General features: G+C 68.0%; 9 protein-coding genes and 2 pseudogenes. 5 read left to right on the forward strand and 6 right to left on the reverse strand.

The genetic code is table 11. The features are described from left to right. The first annotated feature begins 32 nt into the window (after positions 1–32). Both BZZ08_RS10480 and BZZ08_RS10485 read left to right on the forward strand, forming a co-directional pair. On the forward strand, positions 33–1,394 hold the full coding sequence (locus BZZ08_RS10480) for an NAD(P)-binding domain-containing protein (RefSeq protein ID WP_241965430.1): 1,362 nt from the start codon (positions 33–35) through the stop codon (positions 1,392–1,394). Between the two features lie 7 nt (positions 1,395–1,401). Continuing rightward, a pseudogene (locus BZZ08_RS10485) lies at positions 1,402–1,599 on the forward strand (LysR family transcriptional regulator); the annotation flags it as partial. 87 nt (positions 1,600–1,686) lie between these two features. Here the strand turns inward: BZZ08_RS10485 and BZZ08_RS10490 are convergent. From BZZ08_RS10490 to BZZ08_RS10500, 3 genes are all read right to left on the reverse strand, one after another. After that, a complete protein-coding gene (locus BZZ08_RS10490) occupies positions 1,687–2,184 on the reverse strand; it encodes an FBP domain-containing protein (protein ID WP_104631900.1) in 498 nt (165 codons plus the stop codon). A 141-nt stretch (positions 2,185–2,325) separates the two neighbouring features. After that, complete coding sequence (locus BZZ08_RS10495; RefSeq protein ID WP_104631901.1) at positions 2,326–3,918, reverse strand: MFS transporter; 1,593 nt, start codon at positions 3,916–3,918, stop codon at positions 2,326–2,328. 928 nt (positions 3,919–4,846) lie between these two features. Continuing rightward, positions 4,847–5,710, reverse strand: a complete 864-nt coding sequence (locus tag BZZ08_RS10500; protein WP_104631902.1) for a helix-turn-helix domain-containing protein — start codon at positions 5,708–5,710, stop codon at positions 4,847–4,849. A gap of 147 nt (positions 5,711–5,857) precedes the next feature. Here BZZ08_RS10500 and BZZ08_RS10505 point away from each other — a divergent pair, with 147 nt between their 5' ends. Further along, positions 5,858–6,745, forward strand: a complete 888-nt coding sequence (locus BZZ08_RS10505; RefSeq protein ID WP_104631903.1) for an alpha/beta hydrolase — start codon at positions 5,858–5,860, stop codon at positions 6,743–6,745. On the opposite strand, the pseudogene BZZ08_RS39475 reads toward BZZ08_RS10505, so the two are convergent. From BZZ08_RS39475 to BZZ08_RS10520, 3 genes and pseudogenes are all read right to left on the reverse strand, one after another. Beyond that, positions 6,726–7,004, reverse strand: a pseudogene (locus BZZ08_RS39475) (GNAT family N-acetyltransferase); the annotation flags it as partial. The gene BZZ08_RS10505 and the pseudogene BZZ08_RS39475 sit on opposite strands and share 20 nt — an antisense overlap. Next, complete coding sequence (locus BZZ08_RS39480) at positions 7,004–7,624, reverse strand: LysE family translocator (protein ID WP_241965432.1); 621 nt, start codon at positions 7,622–7,624, stop codon at positions 7,004–7,006. The pseudogene BZZ08_RS39475 and the gene BZZ08_RS39480, both read right to left, overlap by 1 nt. A 901-nt stretch (positions 7,625–8,525) precedes the next feature. Continuing rightward, the gene (locus BZZ08_RS10520) at positions 8,526–11,999 is read right to left on the reverse strand and encodes a DNRLRE domain-containing protein (RefSeq protein ID WP_104631904.1); all 3,474 of its coding nucleotides are present in this window, start codon (positions 11,997–11,999) and stop codon (positions 8,526–8,528) included. 540 nt (positions 12,000–12,539) lie between these two features. Between BZZ08_RS10520 and BZZ08_RS10525 the strand changes: the two genes are divergently transcribed. Further along, positions 12,540–19,652, forward strand: coding sequence for a polymorphic toxin-type HINT domain-containing protein (locus tag BZZ08_RS10525; RefSeq protein ID WP_104631905.1), 7,113 nt, complete (start codon positions 12,540–12,542; stop codon positions 19,650–19,652). A gap of 100 nt (positions 19,653–19,752) precedes the next feature. After that, positions 19,753–20,508, forward strand: a complete 756-nt coding sequence (locus tag BZZ08_RS10530; RefSeq protein ID WP_157953332.1) for a barstar family protein — start codon at positions 19,753–19,755, stop codon at positions 20,506–20,508. Positions 20,509–20,584 lie beyond the last annotated feature (76 nt).

Raw genomic sequence — 20,584 nt, forward strand, 5'->3', positions numbered from 1 at the left:
CACATCGACAGGCATCGAATCAAGGAGTCGTCGTGGCCACGAGCACCCAGCAGCTCCCCGTCGCCGTCATCGGGGCCGGTCCCGTCGGACTCGCCGCCGCCGCCCACCTCGTCGAGCGCGGTATCGCACCCCTCGTTCTCGAAGCGGGCGACAAGGCCGGCGCGGCCGTGCGTGCGTGGGGCCACGTACGCCTGTTTTCCACCTGGGGCGAAGTCGTCGATCCGGCCGCCGGGAAGCTCCTCGCCCCCACGGGCTGGACCAGGCCCGACCCGGCGGCGTATCCGTCCGGCGGGGAGTGGGCCAAGCAGTACCTGCAGCCCCTCGCCGACGCGCTCGGCGACCGGGTGCGCACCGGGGCCACCGTCACCGGTGTCTCCCGGGCCGGCCGCGACCGGATCGTCGACGCCGACCGGGAGCGGCAGCCGTTCGTCGTGCACGTCGAGCACGCCGACGGCCGGGAGGAGCGCATCCTCGCCCGCGCCGTGATCGACGCCTCCGGCACCTGGGCCACGGCCGGCCCGGCCGGCGGCAGCGGCCTGCCCGCGCTCGGTGAGAAGGCGGCGGCCGACCGGATCACCTACCGTGTGCCGGACCTGGGGAACCCGGCCGTCCGCGCCCGGTACGCGGGCCGGCGCACCGCCGTCATCGGCTCGGGCGCCTCCGCGTTCACCGCGCTCGCGTACCTCGCCGAGCTGGCCGACTCCGAGAACGGTACGGGCACGCACGCGGTGTGGATCCTGCGCCGCGGCATCTCCGGCTCCACCTTCGGCGGCGGCACCGCCGACCAGCTCCCCGCCCGCGGCGCCCTCGGCCTCGCCGCCAAGGCCGCCGTCGAAAAGGGGCACGCCGACGCGGTCACCGGCTTCCGCACCGAGGCGTTCGAACGCGACGCCGACGGCCGCCTCGTCCTCCGCGGCGAGGACGGCCGCCGCCTCGACCCGGTGGACGAGGTGATCGTGCTGACCGGCTTCCGCCCCGACCTGTCCTTCCTGGACGAACTGCGCCTGGGCCTGGACGAGCGCCTCCAGGCACCGGTGGCACTCGCCCCGCTGATCGACCCCAACCAGCACTCCTGCGGCACCGTCCACCCGCACGGCCACCGCGCGCTCTCCCACCCCGAACAGGGCGTCTACCTGGTCGGCATGAAGTCCTACGGCCGCGCCCCCACCTTCCTCGCCATGACCGGGTACGAGCAGGTCCGCTCCGTCGCCGCGGCCCTCGCGGGTGACCTCGACGCCGCCGACCGCGTCGAACTCACCCTCCCCGAGACCGGAGTCTGCGGCGGCGCGGGCCTGTTCGACACCGCCGACTCCCCACAGACCGACACCGGCGGCTGCTGCGCCGCACCGGAACCCCGGCTCGTACAGCTCGCCGCGCCGAAGCACCGGTCCTGATCCCCGGTCCCTCGTCAAGGCCCGCCTGGCCCGGCTCCTGGCGCCCCTCGCCGGCGTGCGCGTGATGGAGCCGCCGTACGAGGCCGTGCCGTTGCGGGAGTACGTGTGGTGGCACCCCGTGCACACCCACGACGCGGCCCACATCTGGCCGCGCGAGACCGCGGCACGTGGAAGCGGACGGATGGCCGACGAGCCCGAGAGGTGAGAGCGGCGGCCCGTCTGCTGCTTGACTCCCGGCAGAGCGCGAGCCCGTGGCGGGCCGCCCCGGTGAGGCGGCCCGGCACGGACGGGCTCAGCTCAAGAGCCGGTCCAGGAACGCCCCGAGGTTGGCGCGGGTGCGGTCGATCTGCTGCTCGACGGTGAGGGACTCCTCCATGCGTCCGCCGGGTGCGGGCTTCTTCTTGTCGCGCACGTAGAGCGAACAGTCGAGGTCGGTACAGATGTAGAGGCCGACCGAGTTGCCGTTGCGCCCGGCCGCTCCCGCCTTGCGGGCGCTCATCAGGGCGACGCCGCCGCCGGGGTGGGTCGTGAGGCAGAGCGAACACATGCTGCGGCGCAGGAAGCCGCGCGTGGTGGACGACGAGAGCAGGGTCACGCCGACCAGCTCACCGCCGCGCTCGGTGACGAGGTAGCTGCGGGCGGGCGCGGACAGATCGCGCCAGCCCAAGAAGTCCAGATCGCTCCAGTGGTCGATGTCCGCCAGGTCCTTGGGCAGGGGGAGGCGTTTGGCCTCACCCTTGGAGCAATTGATGAAGGAGGTGCGGATGTCGTGCTCGGTCAGGGGCTTCATGACGTGGATTCCTTCGGTGCGTGAGATGAGTCGAGTGGAGTCGAGTCGCGTCGCGTCGCGTCGACTTGAGTCGAGTTGAGTCGAGGGATACGAAAGGGGTGTGAGACAGCGGACGAGAGGTCGGTACGGGGCCGAGCTGGGCTAGGCCCTCGTCTCGCGCTCAGCGTGCTGCGGTGCCTTGGCCGTGACCGCGCAGGCCGCCACCAGGGCTGCGAGCAGCAGGGCGCCCGCCGACCACCAGCTCGCCACGGTGAAGCCGTGCACCATGCCTTCGGCGGCGACCAGATCCTTCTGGGCCCGGTCCCGCGGTGGCTGGGTGACGTAGCGGGCGGCGGCGCTCGCGGCGATGGTGTTCAGGAGCACCACGCCGAGGGAACCGCCCACCTGCTGGAAGGTGGTGACGGTCGCGGACGTGACGCCCGAGTCCTGCGGCGCCACTCCGGCGGTCGCCGTCGCGTAGACCGGCATGAACGTCAGGCCCATGCCCAGGCCGAGCACCAACAGCGCGGGCAGGATGTGGGTGGCGTACCCGGAGTGCACGGTCAGGCGGGTCAGCACCACCATGCCCGCGGCCGCCAGCAGCATGCCGGACACCATCAGGACGCGCGGCGCCGTGCGCGGCAGCAGCCGGCCCGCGAGCCGCGTCGCGCCGACGACGATCGCCGCCGACATCGGCAGGAACGCCAGGCCCGTTCGCACGGGCGAGTAGCCGAGGACGACCTGCAAGTAGTAGGTCAGGAACAGGAACACGCCGAACATGCCGACGGTGGCCAGGCCCATCGTCGCGAAGGACCCCAGCCGGTCGCGGTCCTTGAGGATCCGCAAAGGCAGCAGCGGACTCCTCGCGCGGCTCTGCCACCGCACGAAGCCGACGAGCAGGACGACGCCGCCCCCGAACAGCGAGAGGACCAGCGGGCTTGCCCAGCCCCGGGGTTCGGCCTCGCTGAAGCCGTACACGACGGCGACGATTCCGCCGCAGCCCAGCAGCGCGCCGCCTACGTCCAGGCGCACGCCCGGAAGGCCGGGGCGGTCATCCAGGAAGGCGAGGGCGCCGGAGAACGCGACCAAGGCGATCGGCACGTTGACGTACAGGGACCAGCGCCAGTTCAGGTACTCGGTCAGCAGACCACCCACCACGAGCCCGAACGCGCTGCCGCCGCCGGCCAGCGCGCCGTAGATCCCGAACGCCTTGCCGCGTTCCTCGGGATCGGTGAACGTCGTCGTCAGCAGCGACAGCGCCGAGGGTGCCAGGACGGCTCCGAACACGCCCTGCAGGGCACGCGCCGCGAACAGCACCCCGGGATCGGCCGCCGCGCCGCCCAGCGCCGAGGCCGCCGCGAAGCCGACCAGGCCGACGAGGAAGGTGCGCTTGCGGCCCACCAGGTCGGCAACGCGGCCGCCGAGCAGCAGCAGCCCGCCGAAGGCCAGCGTGTAGGCGGTGATCACCCATGGCCGGTCGGAGTCCGACATGCCCAGGTCGTGCTGAGCGGAGGGCAGCGCGATGTTCACGATGGTCCCGTCCAGGATCACCATCAGCTGCGCGAGCGAGATGACGACCAGTGCCCACCAGCGCTTGGGGTCGGGCGCCGCCGTGGCGGGGGTGTCGGAGGTGCGGGCCGTCGCCTGTGGCCGGCCGGCACCCGTGGACCTGTCGGGGGTGTAGGGGGCGGATGACTCGCCGTCGGCGGTTGTCCCGTCGTGGGTGGATGTCCCGTGGCGACGCTGTTTGCTCATGGTGATCACATTTCGAGTCAGAGTCAGGGTGCCGTCGAGGCAGCCGGGCACGGATCGTTGCGCCGGCCGGGGGCATGCCTACGCGTGTCGACGCACCTCGGTGGTGAGCTGATCGCGGTACGCCGATCCGGTGCCTGCCGCTCGCGGGAAGGGGCGGCACCAGGGCATGCCGAGCCGGCGGGCCGGCCCGTGAGGGGGCTGCTCGCGTGTTGGTCGGTGGCGCTGCTGTTCCACTGGTCGGTGCAGGACCTGACGCGGGACCGGCGTCCGCGTGCCACTGGGGCGACGTCGGAGCAGGCCGACATCACGGCGACCAGGGAGGAGGGGGCCCGTTCACGGGCGCGCGGCCTGCGACCTGCACAGGCGAGGGCGGCTCATGGAGATGCCGCGGGGAGGAACTGGAGACTTACCGCGCGCCGCAGAGGAACGAAGGCACACGGCCGGGGGCAACTATGGCCGCAACTACTTCACAACGGTCCATGTCTCTCGCCTCCTTCCGGCCGGGGCGCGCGGTGCGCGTCGACGGCGGGGAGCCCCGCCGTAAATCATTCGTCGGAGCATACACCGTGCGACAAGGCGATCAATAGGCATTACTCCAGCCCTCAGGGCGGAGACGAGGGGGCGTCAGCCCCGCTCCTCGCCCTCTCCGGGCACTCCGGGAGGACCCGCGAAAATGCCTTCCCCGGACCGGTCTGGACCGGCTCATCGGGCTCATGGCGCACCACGCCGCCGACCACCCTTTCGACAACGACTCCGCCAGGTCTACGCCCTGGTCGAACCGCTTTCCCGCACCCCCGCGCTTCGGGGGCTTCCGTGATACGTGAGAAGGCCGGGAGCGTGAGTGAGACACCACCGAACACCCTGCGATACCGCTGGGTGACGGTCCGCTGGTCCTCGCAGATGTCGTTCGCAGTGGTGCTCACGGCGGTCACGGACTCGGGGCCATGTCGTGGGCCAGACCGGTCAGTCGTTCCGCGTCTGCGGTGCCGGGTTCGGCCGACCAGAGGACGAGTTGCTGTTCTGGTGCACCGGCGTAGCGGAAGGTGTCCCAGTCGAGCGTCAGTTCGCCGGCGAGCGGGTGGGTAATGCGTTTGCTGCCGAAGTCCTGGTGCGCGACGCGGTGTTCGGCCCACCAGACCCGGAATTGCTGATCGGCGACGGCCAGCTCGCCCACGAGAGCGGTGAGCGCTGGGTCGGTCGGATTCGTTCCGGCTTCCATCCGCAGGACCTCGACGCATGTGCGGGCCACGTCTTCCCACTCCGGATAGATGTCGCGCATCACCGGGTCGGTGAAGACCATGCGGACGTAGTTGCGCTCGGACTCGGGCACAGCCCCGAAGTCGCACAGCAGCTCTGCCGCCAGTGGGTTCCACGCCAGGATGTCGAGCCGCGGGCCGAAGACGAGAGCGGGCGTACGGGAGAGCTGGCCGAGCAGCCGGGTCAGGTGCGGGTGCACCTTGGGCCGGGCGGACCGACGCGGCGGCCTGCGGTGCCCAGCCCGTGCGGCCTGGCCGACCAGTCCCTCCACGTACGTCCTCTGGTCGCCGTCCAGCCGCAACCCCCGCGAGAGGGACTCCAGCACCGGGGGCGACGGTGCCAGTCGGCCCTGCTCGATGCGTACGTAGTAGTCGGTACTGATCGCGGCGAGCTCAGCCACCTCCTCGCGGCGCAGCCCCCGCACACGGCGCCGGGTGTGCGTGCGCTCGGGGAGCCCCACCTGCGCTGGTGTGAGTTCGCCGCGGCGATGTCTGAGGAACTCACCGAGCTCGTGAAGATGTGCGCTACCAGTCACTCCTTCAGCATGGCACCGAGGGAAAAGCTCTGCCTGGGACAGATCCTTCCTAGGAAGCAGCGCGACCTTCCTGCGCCCGCACACCGGCCGGACAGTGGATACAGGCCCGCAGATCGCCGGCCACCCACGATCCCGCAGGAGCAGAAAATGAAGACTGACGTCCGCTTCCCGACCAACGGCCTGCGGCTCGCAGGACACCTCTACCTTCCCGACGGCGTTGACGGCCCGCTCGCCGCGGTCGTCGTCGGGCACCCCACGACCGGAGTCAAGGAGCAGGCGCCGGCGGCGTACGCAACACGCCTGGTCGAGGAAGGCTTCGCGGTCCTGACCTTCGACGCTGCCTTCCAGGGCGAGTCCGAGGGCCTGCCCCGCGGCTTGGAGGACCCCTTCCAGCGCGCTGAGGACTTCCGTGCGGCGGTCTCCTACCTCACCACGCGCCCCGAGGTCGACTCCGACCGTATCGGCGTGATGGGCGTGTGCGGCTCGGGCGCCTACGTGCCCTACGCCGCCCAGACGGACCACCGCATGAAGGCCGTGGCAGGCGTCTCCGGTACCGACGTTCCCAGCTTCTTCCGCGACGCCGACCCCGAGGGCTGGCAGCAGATGGTGGAGAACTCCGGAAACCTCCGCAGCGCGGAAGCCGCCGGCGAGCCTGCGGCAACGTTCGCCGTGCTGCCGGAGAAGGCCGATGCCGACACCCCCGCTCCGACGGCCGAGTTCGTCGACTACTACAAGACGCCCCGCGGCAGGCACCCGCGCTCCACCGGGGACATGGTCGTGCGCAGCGCGGATCTCCTCGACCAGTTCGACTCCTTCGCCGACGTCGCCAAGATCGCGCCCCGCCCGCTGCTGATGATCGCCGGCACCGAGGCGGTGACCCGCGGGTTCTCCGAGAAGGCCGTCGCCGACAGCCCCGGCAACGCCGAGCTGTTCCTCGTCGACGGTGCCACCCACGTCGATCTGTACGACCGCGATCAGTACGTGACTCCTGCCGTCGCCAAGCTGGTCGAGTTCTTCAGCGAGCACCTCGCCTGAGTCGGCGAGCGTGCGCGGCCATCCGGCGGACGCCTTGTGGGAAGGTCACCTGCTTGCGGGTTCTGAAGCCGAGGCGTTCGTACAACGCGATCGCGCCGGCGTTCGTCTCGGCCACCTGCAGGAAGGGGCGCTCGCCGCGTGCCTCGATGCGGGCGGCAAGCACGCCGACCAGGAGGGCGGCGTGACCTCGCCCACGCACTTCGGGAGTGGTGCAGACAGCACTGATCTCGGCCCGCCCCGGGGGCCGCAGTCGTTCTTTCACGGCTGGGTCGTGGCTACCTTCAGGCCGAACCCGATCAGTACGACCCCGGTGACACGGTCCATGGCCCGGCGTACGGCCGGCTTCTCGAAGAAGGCGCGCGCCTTGGCCAGCAGCAGGACGTACCCGCCGAGCCAGAGCGCGGTGAGCACCGCGTGTACCAGGACCAGCAGGGCCATACCGGTGTGCGGGGACAGTCCGGTCGGGGCCAGCGTCGGCAGCAGACCCGTGTAGAAGACGGCGATCTTGGGATTGAGAACGTTGCTCACCAGGCCGGTCCGCCACGGGTTGCCGCGCGGCGCGGCAGAGGCGGCCGCTGGTGTCCGAGAACGACTGCTACGGCTCTGCAAAAGTGCCTGGACGCCGAGGAAGAGCAGGTAGCCGGCCCCGGCCAGCTTGACCACCGTGTACGCGGTGGCGGACGCGGACAGAACGGCGGCGAGGCCGGCCACCGTGAGCACGCCCCAGACCAGCAGTCCCGCGGTGATGCCGCCCACGGTCCGGAGTCCGTCCCGCCAGCCTGCGGAGACGGCCCGCTTGGTCACGACGGCCATGTCCGGCCCGGGCACCATGGTCAGCACCGCCAGCACACCGGTGGCGGTCACGAACTGTATGAGCATGCTCGTAGTCTCACACCAGCCGCCCCGTGCCGGATCGCGGCCCTGGACGCACTTGACCCACACACTGGTGAAAGCCTCGCTTACGGCGTTGCCGCAGCGCGGTGTCGTGTGTGCACCTGAACGAGCGGCTGCGGAGCCTGCTGATGGCCAGAGATCCGAAGGCTCGGGCCTCCGCGGTGTCCGGGCTGTCGCCCGGGCGGCCGGGGATGAGCGCAATCATCCGACTCTCGTTCGATACGCCGCCCGCGAGGTCTTCCACCTGGTCAGACCGGGTTCCCGTACCCCCGCGTTACAGGGGCGTCCGTGATACGTGAGAAGGTCGGGAGCGTGAGTGAGACACCACCGAACACCCTGCAATACCGCTTTGACGGGCCAGAGGAGGCCCCGGTCCTGATCCTCGGTCCCTCACTGGGCACCACATGGCACAGGTTGTAGAAACCGTCCTGGGCGTCTATGCCAGTCCAGCAAGGGCATGGAATTGCAGGTCAGGGCCTTTTGGCCCGAGCGGTTCTGCCCAGTTGGTGATGGCGGTGTGACACGAGGGTGATATCGCGAGGCCCCAACGAGGTCCGTCCTCTTGGCGGGATTTCTCAGCGGATCGATGAAACGGCGAAGCCGCAATCGAGTACTCCGTTGCGGCTTCGCCGTGAGATGCCACCAGCTGGCGCGTGCGACGTGGTCGGTTTCTCGTGCGGTCCTTGTGCCTGTAACTCGTTCGGGTGCGTGATTTGCGATCGCACCCGCTCAACCGACGGGACTAGGGTGTGCGCCCGTCCCAGCGAGACCGGGTCATGCAGAGCAGCACCGGGGGCCGGCCCTCAGCTGTGCCTGGGTCTTCCTCACGCAGCGCGCCCGGACCCGTTATCTCAGGGAATCGGTCCGGGCGCTCGGCGACGGAGGGTCATCCGATGGCGATGCGGTCCTTCCAGTACGAGCGGGATGTGATGATCTCGGAGCCTGCGCCGGGGAGTACGTCGGGTTTTCCGGCGTATATCCGGACCGAGCCGTCCGAGCGGACGGTCCAGACGTCGGGGACGGAGTCGCCGGTGACGTCGGGGGTACCGAGGATGTGTGGGATGGAGGCGCGGGACCAGCCGCCGCCGGAGTATGCGATGTCCGCGCCGCCTGCGGAGTTGGCTCCGGAGGCCAGCGAGTTGAGGTCGACTCCGTTGCCGGAGGTGTTGGCGATGCCCTTGCGGAGGCGGAGGGCGGCGTCGGGGTCGGACCGGTAGATCATGTCGGCGACTCCGTCGCCGGATACGTCCCCGACGGTGACGATGTCCCGGGCGTCCCAGAGAGTCGAGGTCAGCCGGGTCGCGCTGCTGATCGTGGCCCCGTGGTATCCGACCAGTGCCCACAGTTCCGTGCCGGCACGGGCGAGGAAGTCGGTCTTCCCGTCACCGGTGATGTCACCGGCTGCCATGATCTGGTCCATCGACGCGGGCGACGGGGCGCCTGCCGGAAGGATGATCTCTCTTCGCTTGTCGACGTTCACCGCGCCGTAGCCGTCGCCCGGGTAGACCCACAGCTTCCCGCCGACCCTGACGACGAGGTCTTGGAGGCCGTCACCGCCGTAGATGTCACCGTTGTGGGTGATCAGGGAGCCCTTGAAGTGGCCGGAGGGTGCGGCGACGAACGGCGGCAGACCGTCCTCCGAGCTCGGGTCCTTGGAGGGATTGGCGCGGTAGGCGCCGGGCATGGAGTAGTCGAGGTCTCCGCTGGCGCGGGCGAGGTCGGGTGTGGCCTGGGACGGGTAGAGGGCGAGGTTGCCCGCGGCAGTCACGACCATGAGGTCGGCGAGGTCGTCGCCCGTGAAGTCGCCGGCGTTGTCGGCTTCGTCGCGCGGGCTGACGTAGAAGAAGTAGAGGGCCGGGGTGGAGGCGTTGCCTGCCCCGTCGACAGCGCGGATGTAGAGGACGTTGGGGCCGGCTGTCGGGGGTTTGGCTCCTGTGATGGTAGTCGGGGTGGTGACGGCGGTTCCCGCGGTACGGCTCTTGGAGAAGTTGTAGTTGGAACCGTTGAAGGAGTATTCGAAGCGGACGGTGTCGGTGGAGCCGGCGTAGACGGTGAAGGAGCCCGCCGTACCGAACTTCAGCTTCGACCAGTTGGCGTCCTCGGCGTCGTTTCCGAAGCCGTTCTCCGAGCCGTCGGCGTCGGGGAAGTCGGTGGAGGTGACCTTGGGACGTTTGGGCGCGGTGGTGTCCAGGACGAACCGGCAGGGCGTCTTCGCCGGCGAGTAGCCGGAGGTGGCGCCCTTGTCGTCGATGCTGCGGACCCGCCAGGAGTACAGGGTGCCGTTGGTCAATTTGCTGGTGGGGAAGGCGGGCGTGGAGCGCAGGGCATCGCCGCCGTCACTGCCGGTGGACACCTTGCCCGTGGAGCCGAGCACGTCGCCGGTGGTGCCCCACTTGCCGGTGGGCCAGAGATCGAAGTCCAGATAGTCGAGGTTGCTGTCCTTGTCCTTGCCTCGCGCAGTGAAGGTGACACTGCCTGCGCCCATCCGGACGTACGGTTCGGTGGTGGTGCACTTGGCGTCGGGGGACAAGTCGAGGTTGGTGGGGGACGAGGGGCGCCGGTTGTAGACGAGTTCGAGTGCGGGGCCGTTGTCGCCGTTGGCCTGGAACTTCTTCCAGGCGTATTGCGATTTCTCGTCTCTGGCGCGCATCCCGAAGGTGATTTTGGAGCGGCCGAGGTCGGCGTAGTTCTGTGCGGCCTTCTTCACGTCGAAGGTCTCGTAGGCGTCGCGGCAGCCGGATTTGTAGCCGTGCGCGAAGCTACGGGTCTGCAGTTTGTTGCCGTCGGTCAGTTTTGGGGCGTTCTTCCAGTTGGTCTTCTTGCTGATCGCTCCGGTGACGTGGACGCTCATCGACCGGGCGCTGCAGGACCAGGAGTACGTTTCCAGCAGGCGCAGCTTGGCGCTGCTGATCTTCGCTCCCTTGAGGTTCTTGTCGAAGTTCATGTTGAAGAAGGAGCGGGATGTGCCCCAGGTGTCGGACTCGAAGCCGACCCGGGCCTCGTGGGTGCCGCCCTTGTTGAAGCCCTTGCCGTTGTAGAAGGTGGCGTTGGGATGCCGGCTGTAGGCGGTCGTCCAGTTGTCCATGTGTTTGGTGACGGACGGGTCGACGAAGACCGGGTAGGTCGTCTCCGGATCGTTGAGGAAGTTCAGGTCCGGGGTGATCACCCAGTTGTCGCCCGAGAGGTCGGACTCCACGGTGTTGCCCAGGGAGTCCGGTGACGGCCCGTCGAGCAGCGGTAGCGAAAGGGTCGCTGCCGATCCCGTCTGTGACGGTGCGGGGGTGGGTTCGGCGGGGGCGGTGGGTGTGGCGGTCTCGGACGGTGTGACTTCGGGGCCGTCGGTGGGCGTGGGCAGGCTGGGGGCTTCGGATTCCCGGTCAGTCTGCTCGTCCGACTCGGCGTCGTTCGTCGCCTCTTCGGCCGGTACCGGCTCCGGTGTCCAGGACTGCGAGTTGCCGGGCTCGGGGCTCTCCGAGCCGGTCGGCTGGGCCGTGGCGCCGACCTGTCCGTCGGTGACGGCGGGCTGGCCGGTGGAGTCCCACATCAGTGGGGTGCCGGAGCTGGCCACCTCGGTGCCGTAGAAGGTCTCGGCCGTCAGGACGCCGGAGAGCGGGGCGAGGCGGAAGGTCAGGTCTTCGGAGGTGATGCCGTAGGAGAGCTGCTGCACCAGCGGGTTGGCTGCGGCCGCACGGTTCTTCAGGACGAGGAGCTGGGCGAAGCCGTCGTTGTCCGCGGTGAGCACCAGGTCCGCGCCAGGGAAGATCTCCGGATACAGGGCGCGAGAACCGTCGATGACGGGAGCGGGGACCGGGCCCGGCCAAGTGAGCTGGATGGCGTACTCACCGGCATCGCCCACATAGAGCGTGACAAGATCGCTTGCTCCTGCTGCGGCCGCGGTTGGAGCATCTTTTGCCAGTGACACACGCCGCACCCCGGCTCGCGAGGCCCGCTCCGGGGTCTGCTTGCCTGAGCCTGCGGTGAACACCATCCGGGTGCTGGTGGCCGTGGTCTCCCAGCCGGCTTCGCTGCGCCGCAGATCCGTGTTGATCGCACGCCATTCGCCGTCCCTGTGGACTCGGACCGGCGAGGCGTGGAATCGGGTGGCGAGCTGGCCGTCGGGGCGGGCCCAAGTGGTCGAGTACTCGGTGCGGTCTGCCGTGACTTCGACCTGCTTGCCCGTGCGGGCGGCCTGGACGAAGGCGGCGCTCTCCGTGACAGCCTTCGCCCGCTGAGGCTTGGCCGGCCGTCGTGCATCGGAGCCGTCGAACCCGGCATAACCGATGCCGGTCGCTGCGACCGCCGCGGCGAGGGCGAACACCAGGGTGCGCCGTCCGGGCATACGGAACTGGCTGGTTGGCATCGTGAGAGGTCCCCTTCCCCATGCCCGGCACGCAGATCCACGTGTGCGGGCTCCTCCGGAACGATGTGGCCGGCCATGGCGAAGCGGACCGTTCCGTACGGGGGCGCGGGCATGGCAGGGCGAGCTGATGATGACTCATGAGCCGTCTGTCGTCACCCTGTGAGTTCACACGGCCGGGGCTCGGACCGGCTGGCTTGTCTTCGTACAGGTGCGCCACCCCGCCCGGCTGACGGGTGAGCAAGGAGTCGAGCGAGGTCCCCATACCGGCATCAAATGCCCTCTATGTAAGGCACTTTGAGTGGGTATCAGGCGCCATTCCGTGAACTCATGCCTACCGCGAGATCTACACCCTCTCAGAGCGATATGGCCTGCTTGCTGCACTCTGTGAGTGACTTTGTCGATACATGGCGTGACGATGATCACTAACACCCCGAGTGTCTGGCGTTTCTTCACAGACCTCTCACAGAATTCGCCCGATCTGTTTCGTCCTGCGCGAGGTCCCTCTCCGACCCCGCTCCAAGTGGTCCGGGGGGACCCTCCGTGTTCGGTCGAACTCGCTCGTCTCGAAGTCTGCGCGTCCGCAGAGCCGTCGTCGCCGCAGCCGGTGCCGCCGTGCTCGTCGGCCTGCTGCCCGCGACATCGGTGGCCGTGCCGCCGGTTCCGCCGGTCAACGAACCGGGGCGCGAGGCCCTGCGTCTCGAGTCGCTCGACAAAGTCGTTCCGGCCGACGGCACTCCGGTCAACCAGGACGTCGAGAGCCTGAAGACCGACGTTCCGCAGGACAGGCAAGAAGCACCGTCCGGTACCGCCACTCCACTTCCCGCGTCCACCGCAACGGTCACCTTTCCGTCCGGTGCCGCACGGAGCCTGTCCGCCGCCGTCGAGCCCCAGACTGCGGACCAGATCCCGGTCACGCTCGCCCCGGCCGAGGGGCAGCCCACCCCCACCGGTGCGTGGGGAGTGACCGTGGACGCCCGCACCGACGTCACCACGCAGGGCGTGGACGGTGCGGTCATCCGCGTCGACCCGCCGGACACAGGGGCGGTGCCGGTCGCGCTCTCGCTGGACTACGGAACCTTCGAGAACCTCTACGGCGCCGACTGGGGCTCCCGCCTGCGTCTGGTCCAGTTCCCCGCGTGCTACCTGACCACTCCCGACGCCGAGGAGTGCCAGGCATACACGGAACTGGAGACGGTCAACGACCCGGCCACCAACACGGTCTCCGCGACCGTCGACCCGGCCGCCGACGACACCGTTGCCGCGGCGTCCGAAGGCACCTCCGCGCAGTCAGCCGGCTCCCGCCTCCTGAACGCGGAAGGCAGCGGCGACTCCACCGTGATCGGTGCGGTCGATTCCGGAGCCGGCCCCGGCGGCTCGTTCAAGGCGACGCCCCTCGCCTCGAGCGGCTCCTGGTCGCATGCCGGCAGTTCCGGCGCCTTCGTCTGGTCCTACCCGCTGACCGTTCCAGCGCCCCCGGCCGGCCCCGTGCCGAAGATCGCGCTCACCTACAACTCGCAGTCCGTGGACGGCCGCACCGGCGTCTCCTCCCCTCAAGGCTCGTGGATCGGTGAGGGCTGGGACTACAACCCCGGCCACATCGAGCGCCGTTACCGCAGCTGCAAGGACGACCGGAAGACCCTGGATGCCGGCGCCCCCAACAACACGGCCAAATCCGACAAGACTTCCGACCTGTGCTGGGTCTCGCATAACGCGGTGATGTCCCTCGCCGGCCGGACCACCGAGCTGGTCCGCGTCGGCACCACCAACACATACCGGCCCGCGTCCGACGACGGCACCAGGGTCACACTCAAGACCGGAGCGGCGAACGGCGACAACGACGGCGAGTACTGGGAGGTAACCAGCACCGACGGGACCGTGTACACCTTCGGCCGGCACGAGGTCGGCGACGGCCACGCCGACACCAACTCGGTCTCCACGGTCCCCGTCTTCGGTAACCATCCCGGCGAACCCTGCCATGCCACCGCCTTCGCCGACTCCCGCTGCGGAGCGGGTAAGCAGCAGGCGTGGCGCTGGGGCCTGGACAAGGTCGCCGACGTCCATGGCAACGTGATGGTCGTCAACTGGAAGCAGGAGACGAACTATTACGCCGTCCGGGACAAGCGCAAGACCCCGGAAGCCTACGAGCGCTTCGCCTACCCCACCACCATCGACTACGGAATGCGCTCGGACGACCTGTCCAAGCCCTCCGGGCAGGTCAGCTTCGGCGTCAAGCAGCGCTGCCTGAAGTCCACCACCGCCTGTGACCCGGCGAACTTCGCCAAGACCGACGACCCGGGCGCCTACCGCCCCTGGTGGGACACCCCCGGCAACCTCAACTGCAAATCGACGTCCAAGCTCTGCCCCGGCTTCCCGTCCTTCTGGACACAGATGCGCCTGGACACCGTCACCACCCTTGGTGCCCGCCCCGGCGTGACGGGCCTCGGCAAGGTCGACGTCTACGCCCTCCACCAGTCCTTCCCAGACGACTGGTACGACACCTCCCCAGGACTCTGGCTCAACTCGATCACCCGCACCGGATACGGGCCCGGCGACACGAGCGGCACCGTCCAGTCCAAGGACGGTGTGAGCTTCGCCGAGTACCGCGTCGGCTCCTCCTCTCCGCTCCAGTCCCGGCTGCGTGACCGCCAGCTCCCCAACCTCGTCCGCACCAGCCCCAAGGACCAGCGCCCCGCCTTCACCCGCCCCCGCATCGGCACCGTCGCCACCGAGGCCGGCGCCGACATCGAGGTCGAATACACCGGAGGCTGCGCCACCCCGCCGTCCGAGGACAAGGGCAAGGCGAACGGAACCTGCTACCCCGTCCGCTGGTCCCCGGACGGCGACGAGAAGACTCCCGCCAAGCAGTGGTTCAACAAGTACGTCGTCGACTCCGTCGTGGAGACCGACAAGGTCACCAACCACGGTCTGCCGATCGTCACCAAGTACAGGTACACCGGCCCCGCCTGGGCCAAGTCCGACGACGAGTTCCAGCGACCCGCCCTGCGCACGTACAGCGACTGGCAGGGCTACCGCCAGGTGTCCGTCACCAAGGGCAGCAAGACCACTTCGAGCAAGACCGGCAACGACGACCCGCAGTCGCAGTCGTACTCCGAAACCCGCTACTTCCTCGGCACCGGCGGCGAGGTCAAGGACACCACCGGCACATACACCCTGGTCAGCGACGACGCCCCTCAGTACGCGGGCCAGGTCGCCGAGGCCCTCACCTACAAGGACTCGGGCAAGCAGCTCGTTCGGCGCACCCTGAACTTCCCCTGGTCCAAGCAGACCGCCTCCCGCGCCCGGGAGGCGGAGGACGGCTCTGCCATGGAACCGCTCCTCGCCCACCGCGTCGGCATCAAACGCACCGATGACATCCAGTCCCTCGACGACGGATGGCAGTCCAAGCGCACCCTCACCACCGTCGACGACACCTACGGACTAGCCACCGAGATCGAAAGCTTCGTCGTCAAGCCCGACGGCACCGGCGAAGCGCGCTCCGAGCAGGAATGCACCCGCAACACCTACGTCCACAACACCGACGCACACCTGATCGGCCTGATCTCCCTGAGCCGGACGATCGCCGTTCCCTGCGCCCAATACGTCGGCGCGAACTACGCCACGCACCTGCTGAAATCGGTCCGCACCAGCTACGACAACCTCACCAACGCCGCCACGCCGCTCAAGGGCCTGCCCACCACCGTCGCCGAATCCAACGGCGAGGGCGACGCACACAGCGTCGTCACCACCACCACCTACGATCCGCTGGGCCGCATCCGCAAGGTCACCAGGCCCAGTCAGGGAACCACCGAGAACGTCTACACACCAGCCGACACCGGAGGCCCGCTCACCGGCCTCAAGACCATTAATGCCCTCGGGCATGCCACCACGACCACCTTCGACCCCGGCCGCTCCCTCCCGCTCACCGTCACCGACCCCAACGGCCGCGTGACCCGGTACGAGTACGACGACCTCGGCCGCCTGGTCAAGGGCTGGTCCCCGACCCGCTCCGGTGGGACCCAGACCCCCGACGTCCAATTCAGCTACCAACAGGCCACCGCCACCCCCTCAAGGACCAGCCCTGCCGCCGTCACCACCAAGACGATCAGGGACGACGGCAGCTACGCCTCCTCGGTCACCATTTACGACGGCCTGCTCCGCCCGGTCCAGACCCAGAACGAGGCGCACGGCCCCGGTCGCATCATCACCGACACCTCCTACGACGACCACGGCCGGGCCAGCATCGTTACCAACGGCTACCTCGCCGCGGACCAGCCGACCACGACCCTCTTCCAACCCAGGTCCACGACCCTCATCCCCAGCTACGTCAAGACCCAGTACGACGGCATGGGCCGCACCGTCCGGCAAGCGACCTACCACGACGGTGACTTCGAGTACGAGACCTTCACCTCGTACGGACCGAACACCGTGCACGTGGACCCCCCGGGCAACACATCCCCGTCCACCTGGACCACCACCGACGCCCTCGGCCGGGTCACCGAGATCGAGCAGTACACCGACGCCGACCAGTCGACCACCCGGTCGACCCGCTACGCCTACGACGTCCGAGGCAACCGCTCGGAAGTCACCGATCCGGCGGGCAACAAGTGGACGTACAAGTACGACGTACGCGGCCGTGTGGTCGAGGCCACCGACCCGGACACCGGTACCACCAAAACGACCGCGTACGACGGCGCCGACCGCCCCCTCACCACCGTCGACGCCAACGGCAAATCCCTGCACACGACCTACGACGCGCTCGGACGAGTGACGGCCGTCCGCGAGGGTTCAGCCACGGCCAACCCAGTCAAGTCCTTCACCTTCGACGCTGTCGGCGCCCTCGGTATGCCGGTCGCCTCGACCCGTCACATGCCGGACGGCGACTACGTCACCAGGATCAACGGCTACACCACCGACTACCAGCCCACCGGGCGGGACATCACCATCCCCGCCAACACCAAGACCACCGGGCTCTCGGGCACGTATAGCTACACCTACAGCTACACACCGACCGGCAAGCCCCTCTCGGTGACCTACCCGGCCAAGGGCGGCATCTCCTCCGAGAAAGTGGTCACCCGCTACAACGAGGACGGCCTGCCCGAGTCAACAGCGGGCGCCGACTGGTATACCGCTGACGTCACCTACTCCCCGTTGGGTGAAGTCCTGCGCACCGTCTCTGGCTCCCAGCCCTATCGCGTGTGGACCACCAACTTTATCGACCCCCACACCGGACGCCTCCAACGCACCGTCGCCGACCGCGAGACCGCTTCACCTCACCGCATCACCGACAGCTACTACTCCTACGACGCCTCCGGCACCATCACCTCGCACGCCCGCAAGCTGAGCGAAGCCGCAAGCTCCACCTGGGACACACAGTGCTTCACCTACGACGCCCTCGGTGAACTCGTCCACGCCTGGACCTCCAACATCGCCCCCACCGGCACGGGCAACGGCTGCAAGACCGCCAACGGCGCCACCTTCGGCTACCGAACCGACTACGCAGCCTCGCCCGGCCCCGTCGCGGACGCTCCGAACGCGGACGCCGACACCTCCAGCCCAGACGCCTCGCTGACCAGCACGCTCGCAGCAGCCGCCCCGGCCACCGGCACCGTGGCATCCTCCACCACCGCCTACCGCCAGGCATTCACCTACGACTGGATCGGCAACCGCTCCACCCTCACCGAGCACCACGTCACCGACCCCACCAAGAACATCACCTACCGCTCCAACTACGGCACCACCACCGGAAACGGCACAACCGAACCGGTCACCACCCAGCCGCACACCCTCGCCTGGGTCTCCACCACCCCCACCGGATCCGGCAGCTCCTACACCTACGACCTGGCCGGCAACACCACCAAACGCGACCTCGCCAACGACACCCAGAACTTCACCTGGACCACCGAGAACAAGCCGGCCACCGTCACCACCGGCGCCACCACCGTCAACTACACCTACGACACCGGCGGCCAACGCCTCCTGGAGAACTCCAGCGAAGGCTCCACCCTCTACCTTCCCGGCGGCGAACTCACCACCGACAGCACGGGAAAGATCACCAAGGCAACCCGCAACTACGTCCACCCCGGCGCCCCGACAGTCGTCCGCACATCGAACGGCACCAGCACCGGCCACACCCGCAACATCCAACTCGCCGACCATCTGGGTACCGCCAACACCACCATCCAGATGGCCGCCAACCAGCCGGTCACCAGGCGGGCCTTCAAGCCCTTCGGCGAGGCCCGCGGCCCCCAGCCGACCTCCTGGCCGGACAGGCGCAGCTACCTGGGCACCGGCATCGACGACACCGCCACCGGCCTCACCCACATCGGCGCACGCGAGTACGACCAGGCCAACGGCCGCTTCATCAGCGCGGACCCGCTCCTGGACATCACGGACCCGCTGCAGATGAACGGCTACGCCTACGCCAAGAACAGCCCCATCAGCACCAGCGACCCCGACGGCATGAAGCCGGTCACCGACTGCTGGAGAGGCTGCAAGGACGGCGACAGCGTCTACCGGGACTGGGTGGTCCCCGGCAGTGACGGAGGCTGGTCCACCCGCCACGAACAATCTGTTTACACCCACGACTCGGAGGGTGACCTCCACAGCGTCACACGAACCGGCAGCTACCACCCGCCGCTGGGCACAACAACCCTCATCAAGCCATACAACCTGACAGCCCAGAAGAACGCCCTCAAATTCATTTCCGGTCTCGTCTTCCCTGACGTGGAAGCATGGAAGAAGGCAATTTCCGGAAAGGCTGACGGCTGGGACTACTTTGGTATCGCCTCGGATCTTCCCTTCGCGAAGGTAGCGAAACTGGTACCTGATTCGGTTGTAAAAAAGGGTAGGGAGGCCGTCGAAAAGTGGCTCGCAAAATTCAGCTCGGGATGTAAGTGCTTCCTTGCCGGCACCGAAGTCCTCATGGCCGACGGCAAGACCAAGGCAATCGAAAAAATTGAGGTCGGTGACGAGGTCGTTGCCACAGACCCGGAAACAGGGCAGACCCGCCTCCGCAAGGTCACCCGCCTGATCATCACCGAGGACGACAAGCACTTCAACGAACTGACCATCGAAACACCCAACGGACCCAAAAAGCTCACCGCCACACACGAACACCCGTTCTGGGTCCCAGAGATCGGAGCCTGGGTCGAGGCCCGCAACCTCGCCGCCGGCACGACCCTCAGGACCCCTGACGGCACCACCGTCCGCGTCATCAGCAACCGTGCCTACACCAAGCACGCGCGGACATACAACCTCACAGTCGAAGACTTGCACACGTACTATGTGCTGGCGGGGGCCACGCCGGTTCTCGTTCACAACAGCAATGGTTGTCCTGCCGGGAAGCTGTCGGATCCGCTTCCGCAGGGGATGTCGAGGCACTTCGTCAATGCCTATGACGAAATCAGGGCCGGGAGAGGCGTTCCGCAGACAGATCCTGCCACGGGAGCGCAGAAGGTATTCCAAGGCAAGGCGACTCACGAGAAGCGGTGGGCGGGTGCCTTGGAGTATCGAGTTCCCGGATCTAAGGGTGACAGTGCTCGGATTCTAGCGAAGACCCTGCCCGATGGTCGGATGGTGATGGGGTGGACGAACGACCACTACAAGACGATCAAGCCCTTCAGAGCGCCTCACTTCCCTGACTCTGGGTGGTAGTAGGTAGAAGTGAATGCAATGGGGAGTCCGGAGAGGTCGTCGGCAGACTTCTCCGGACTCTCCGCTAGAATTCGCCTGGTCGATAGTGGGAAGGTGTGAGATGAGTGAAAGCGGTTCGGTTATTCCGCTCTATCGCCTAATCGAAGAAGAGTCCGGAACAGTCATCATCGCGGCGCATGAAATCAACGGGTTCTTTGTGGAGTCGGATCACGCACAGTCAGAGGACATCTTGATCTTCGGGTCTGCGCGAGAACCGGTCCGCCTCGGCGAGGACCTGTCCGACGTGGAGCTGCGCGTGGTCAACTCACTCGGCAAGTCGATCGGATCGTATTACATCGGGCGGGTGGGGCTGCGCTCTACGTTCGAGGGCAGGGGAGGCCCCGGGCGGGGTGGCTTTGTTGCGACCTTCTATGGCCATACCTGCCCGTACGCTGCAGCGGGAGCGATCTGGCGTCGATGGGCTTCGGGGAGTCCCCTTACAAAAGGGGAATGGGTGGAGTATCCCGTCGAATCGCACGATAGCTGGCTCCATGTGGTTCAGAACTCTTGGTTCGAAACAGGACATGCGGCTAAGAGGTATGGCGTTGGAGAAATCGACGTAATCGATGGCAGGCAGATCGCCGGTGAAAGCAGCTTCTATTGCGCGCTTGGTGAAGCGGTTAATGGTCCCGGTGGATACTTTGGATCCACTCTTGACGGGCTTGCTGATTGCCTTGCGTCGTCCCGGAACGCTAGTGCTCCGTTTGAGTTGGTGTGGGAACACTTTTCCGGTGCGCAGGAAAGGATGGGTGCCTCGCTGGCGGCGTCCGCTCTGGACGTTCTGAGAGAATTCGGTGTAGACGTGACGCTCAGGTAGCAGTGCTCGGTTTCTGGACATCAGAAGTGCAAATCTGAAGGCGCATCAGGCGGTCCCTGGTGGGCCTTCAGCGGGC

It is taken from the genome of Streptomyces sp. MH60 (assembly GCF_002939385.1).
Lineage (GTDB): Bacteria > Actinomycetota > Actinomycetes > Streptomycetales > Streptomycetaceae > Streptomyces.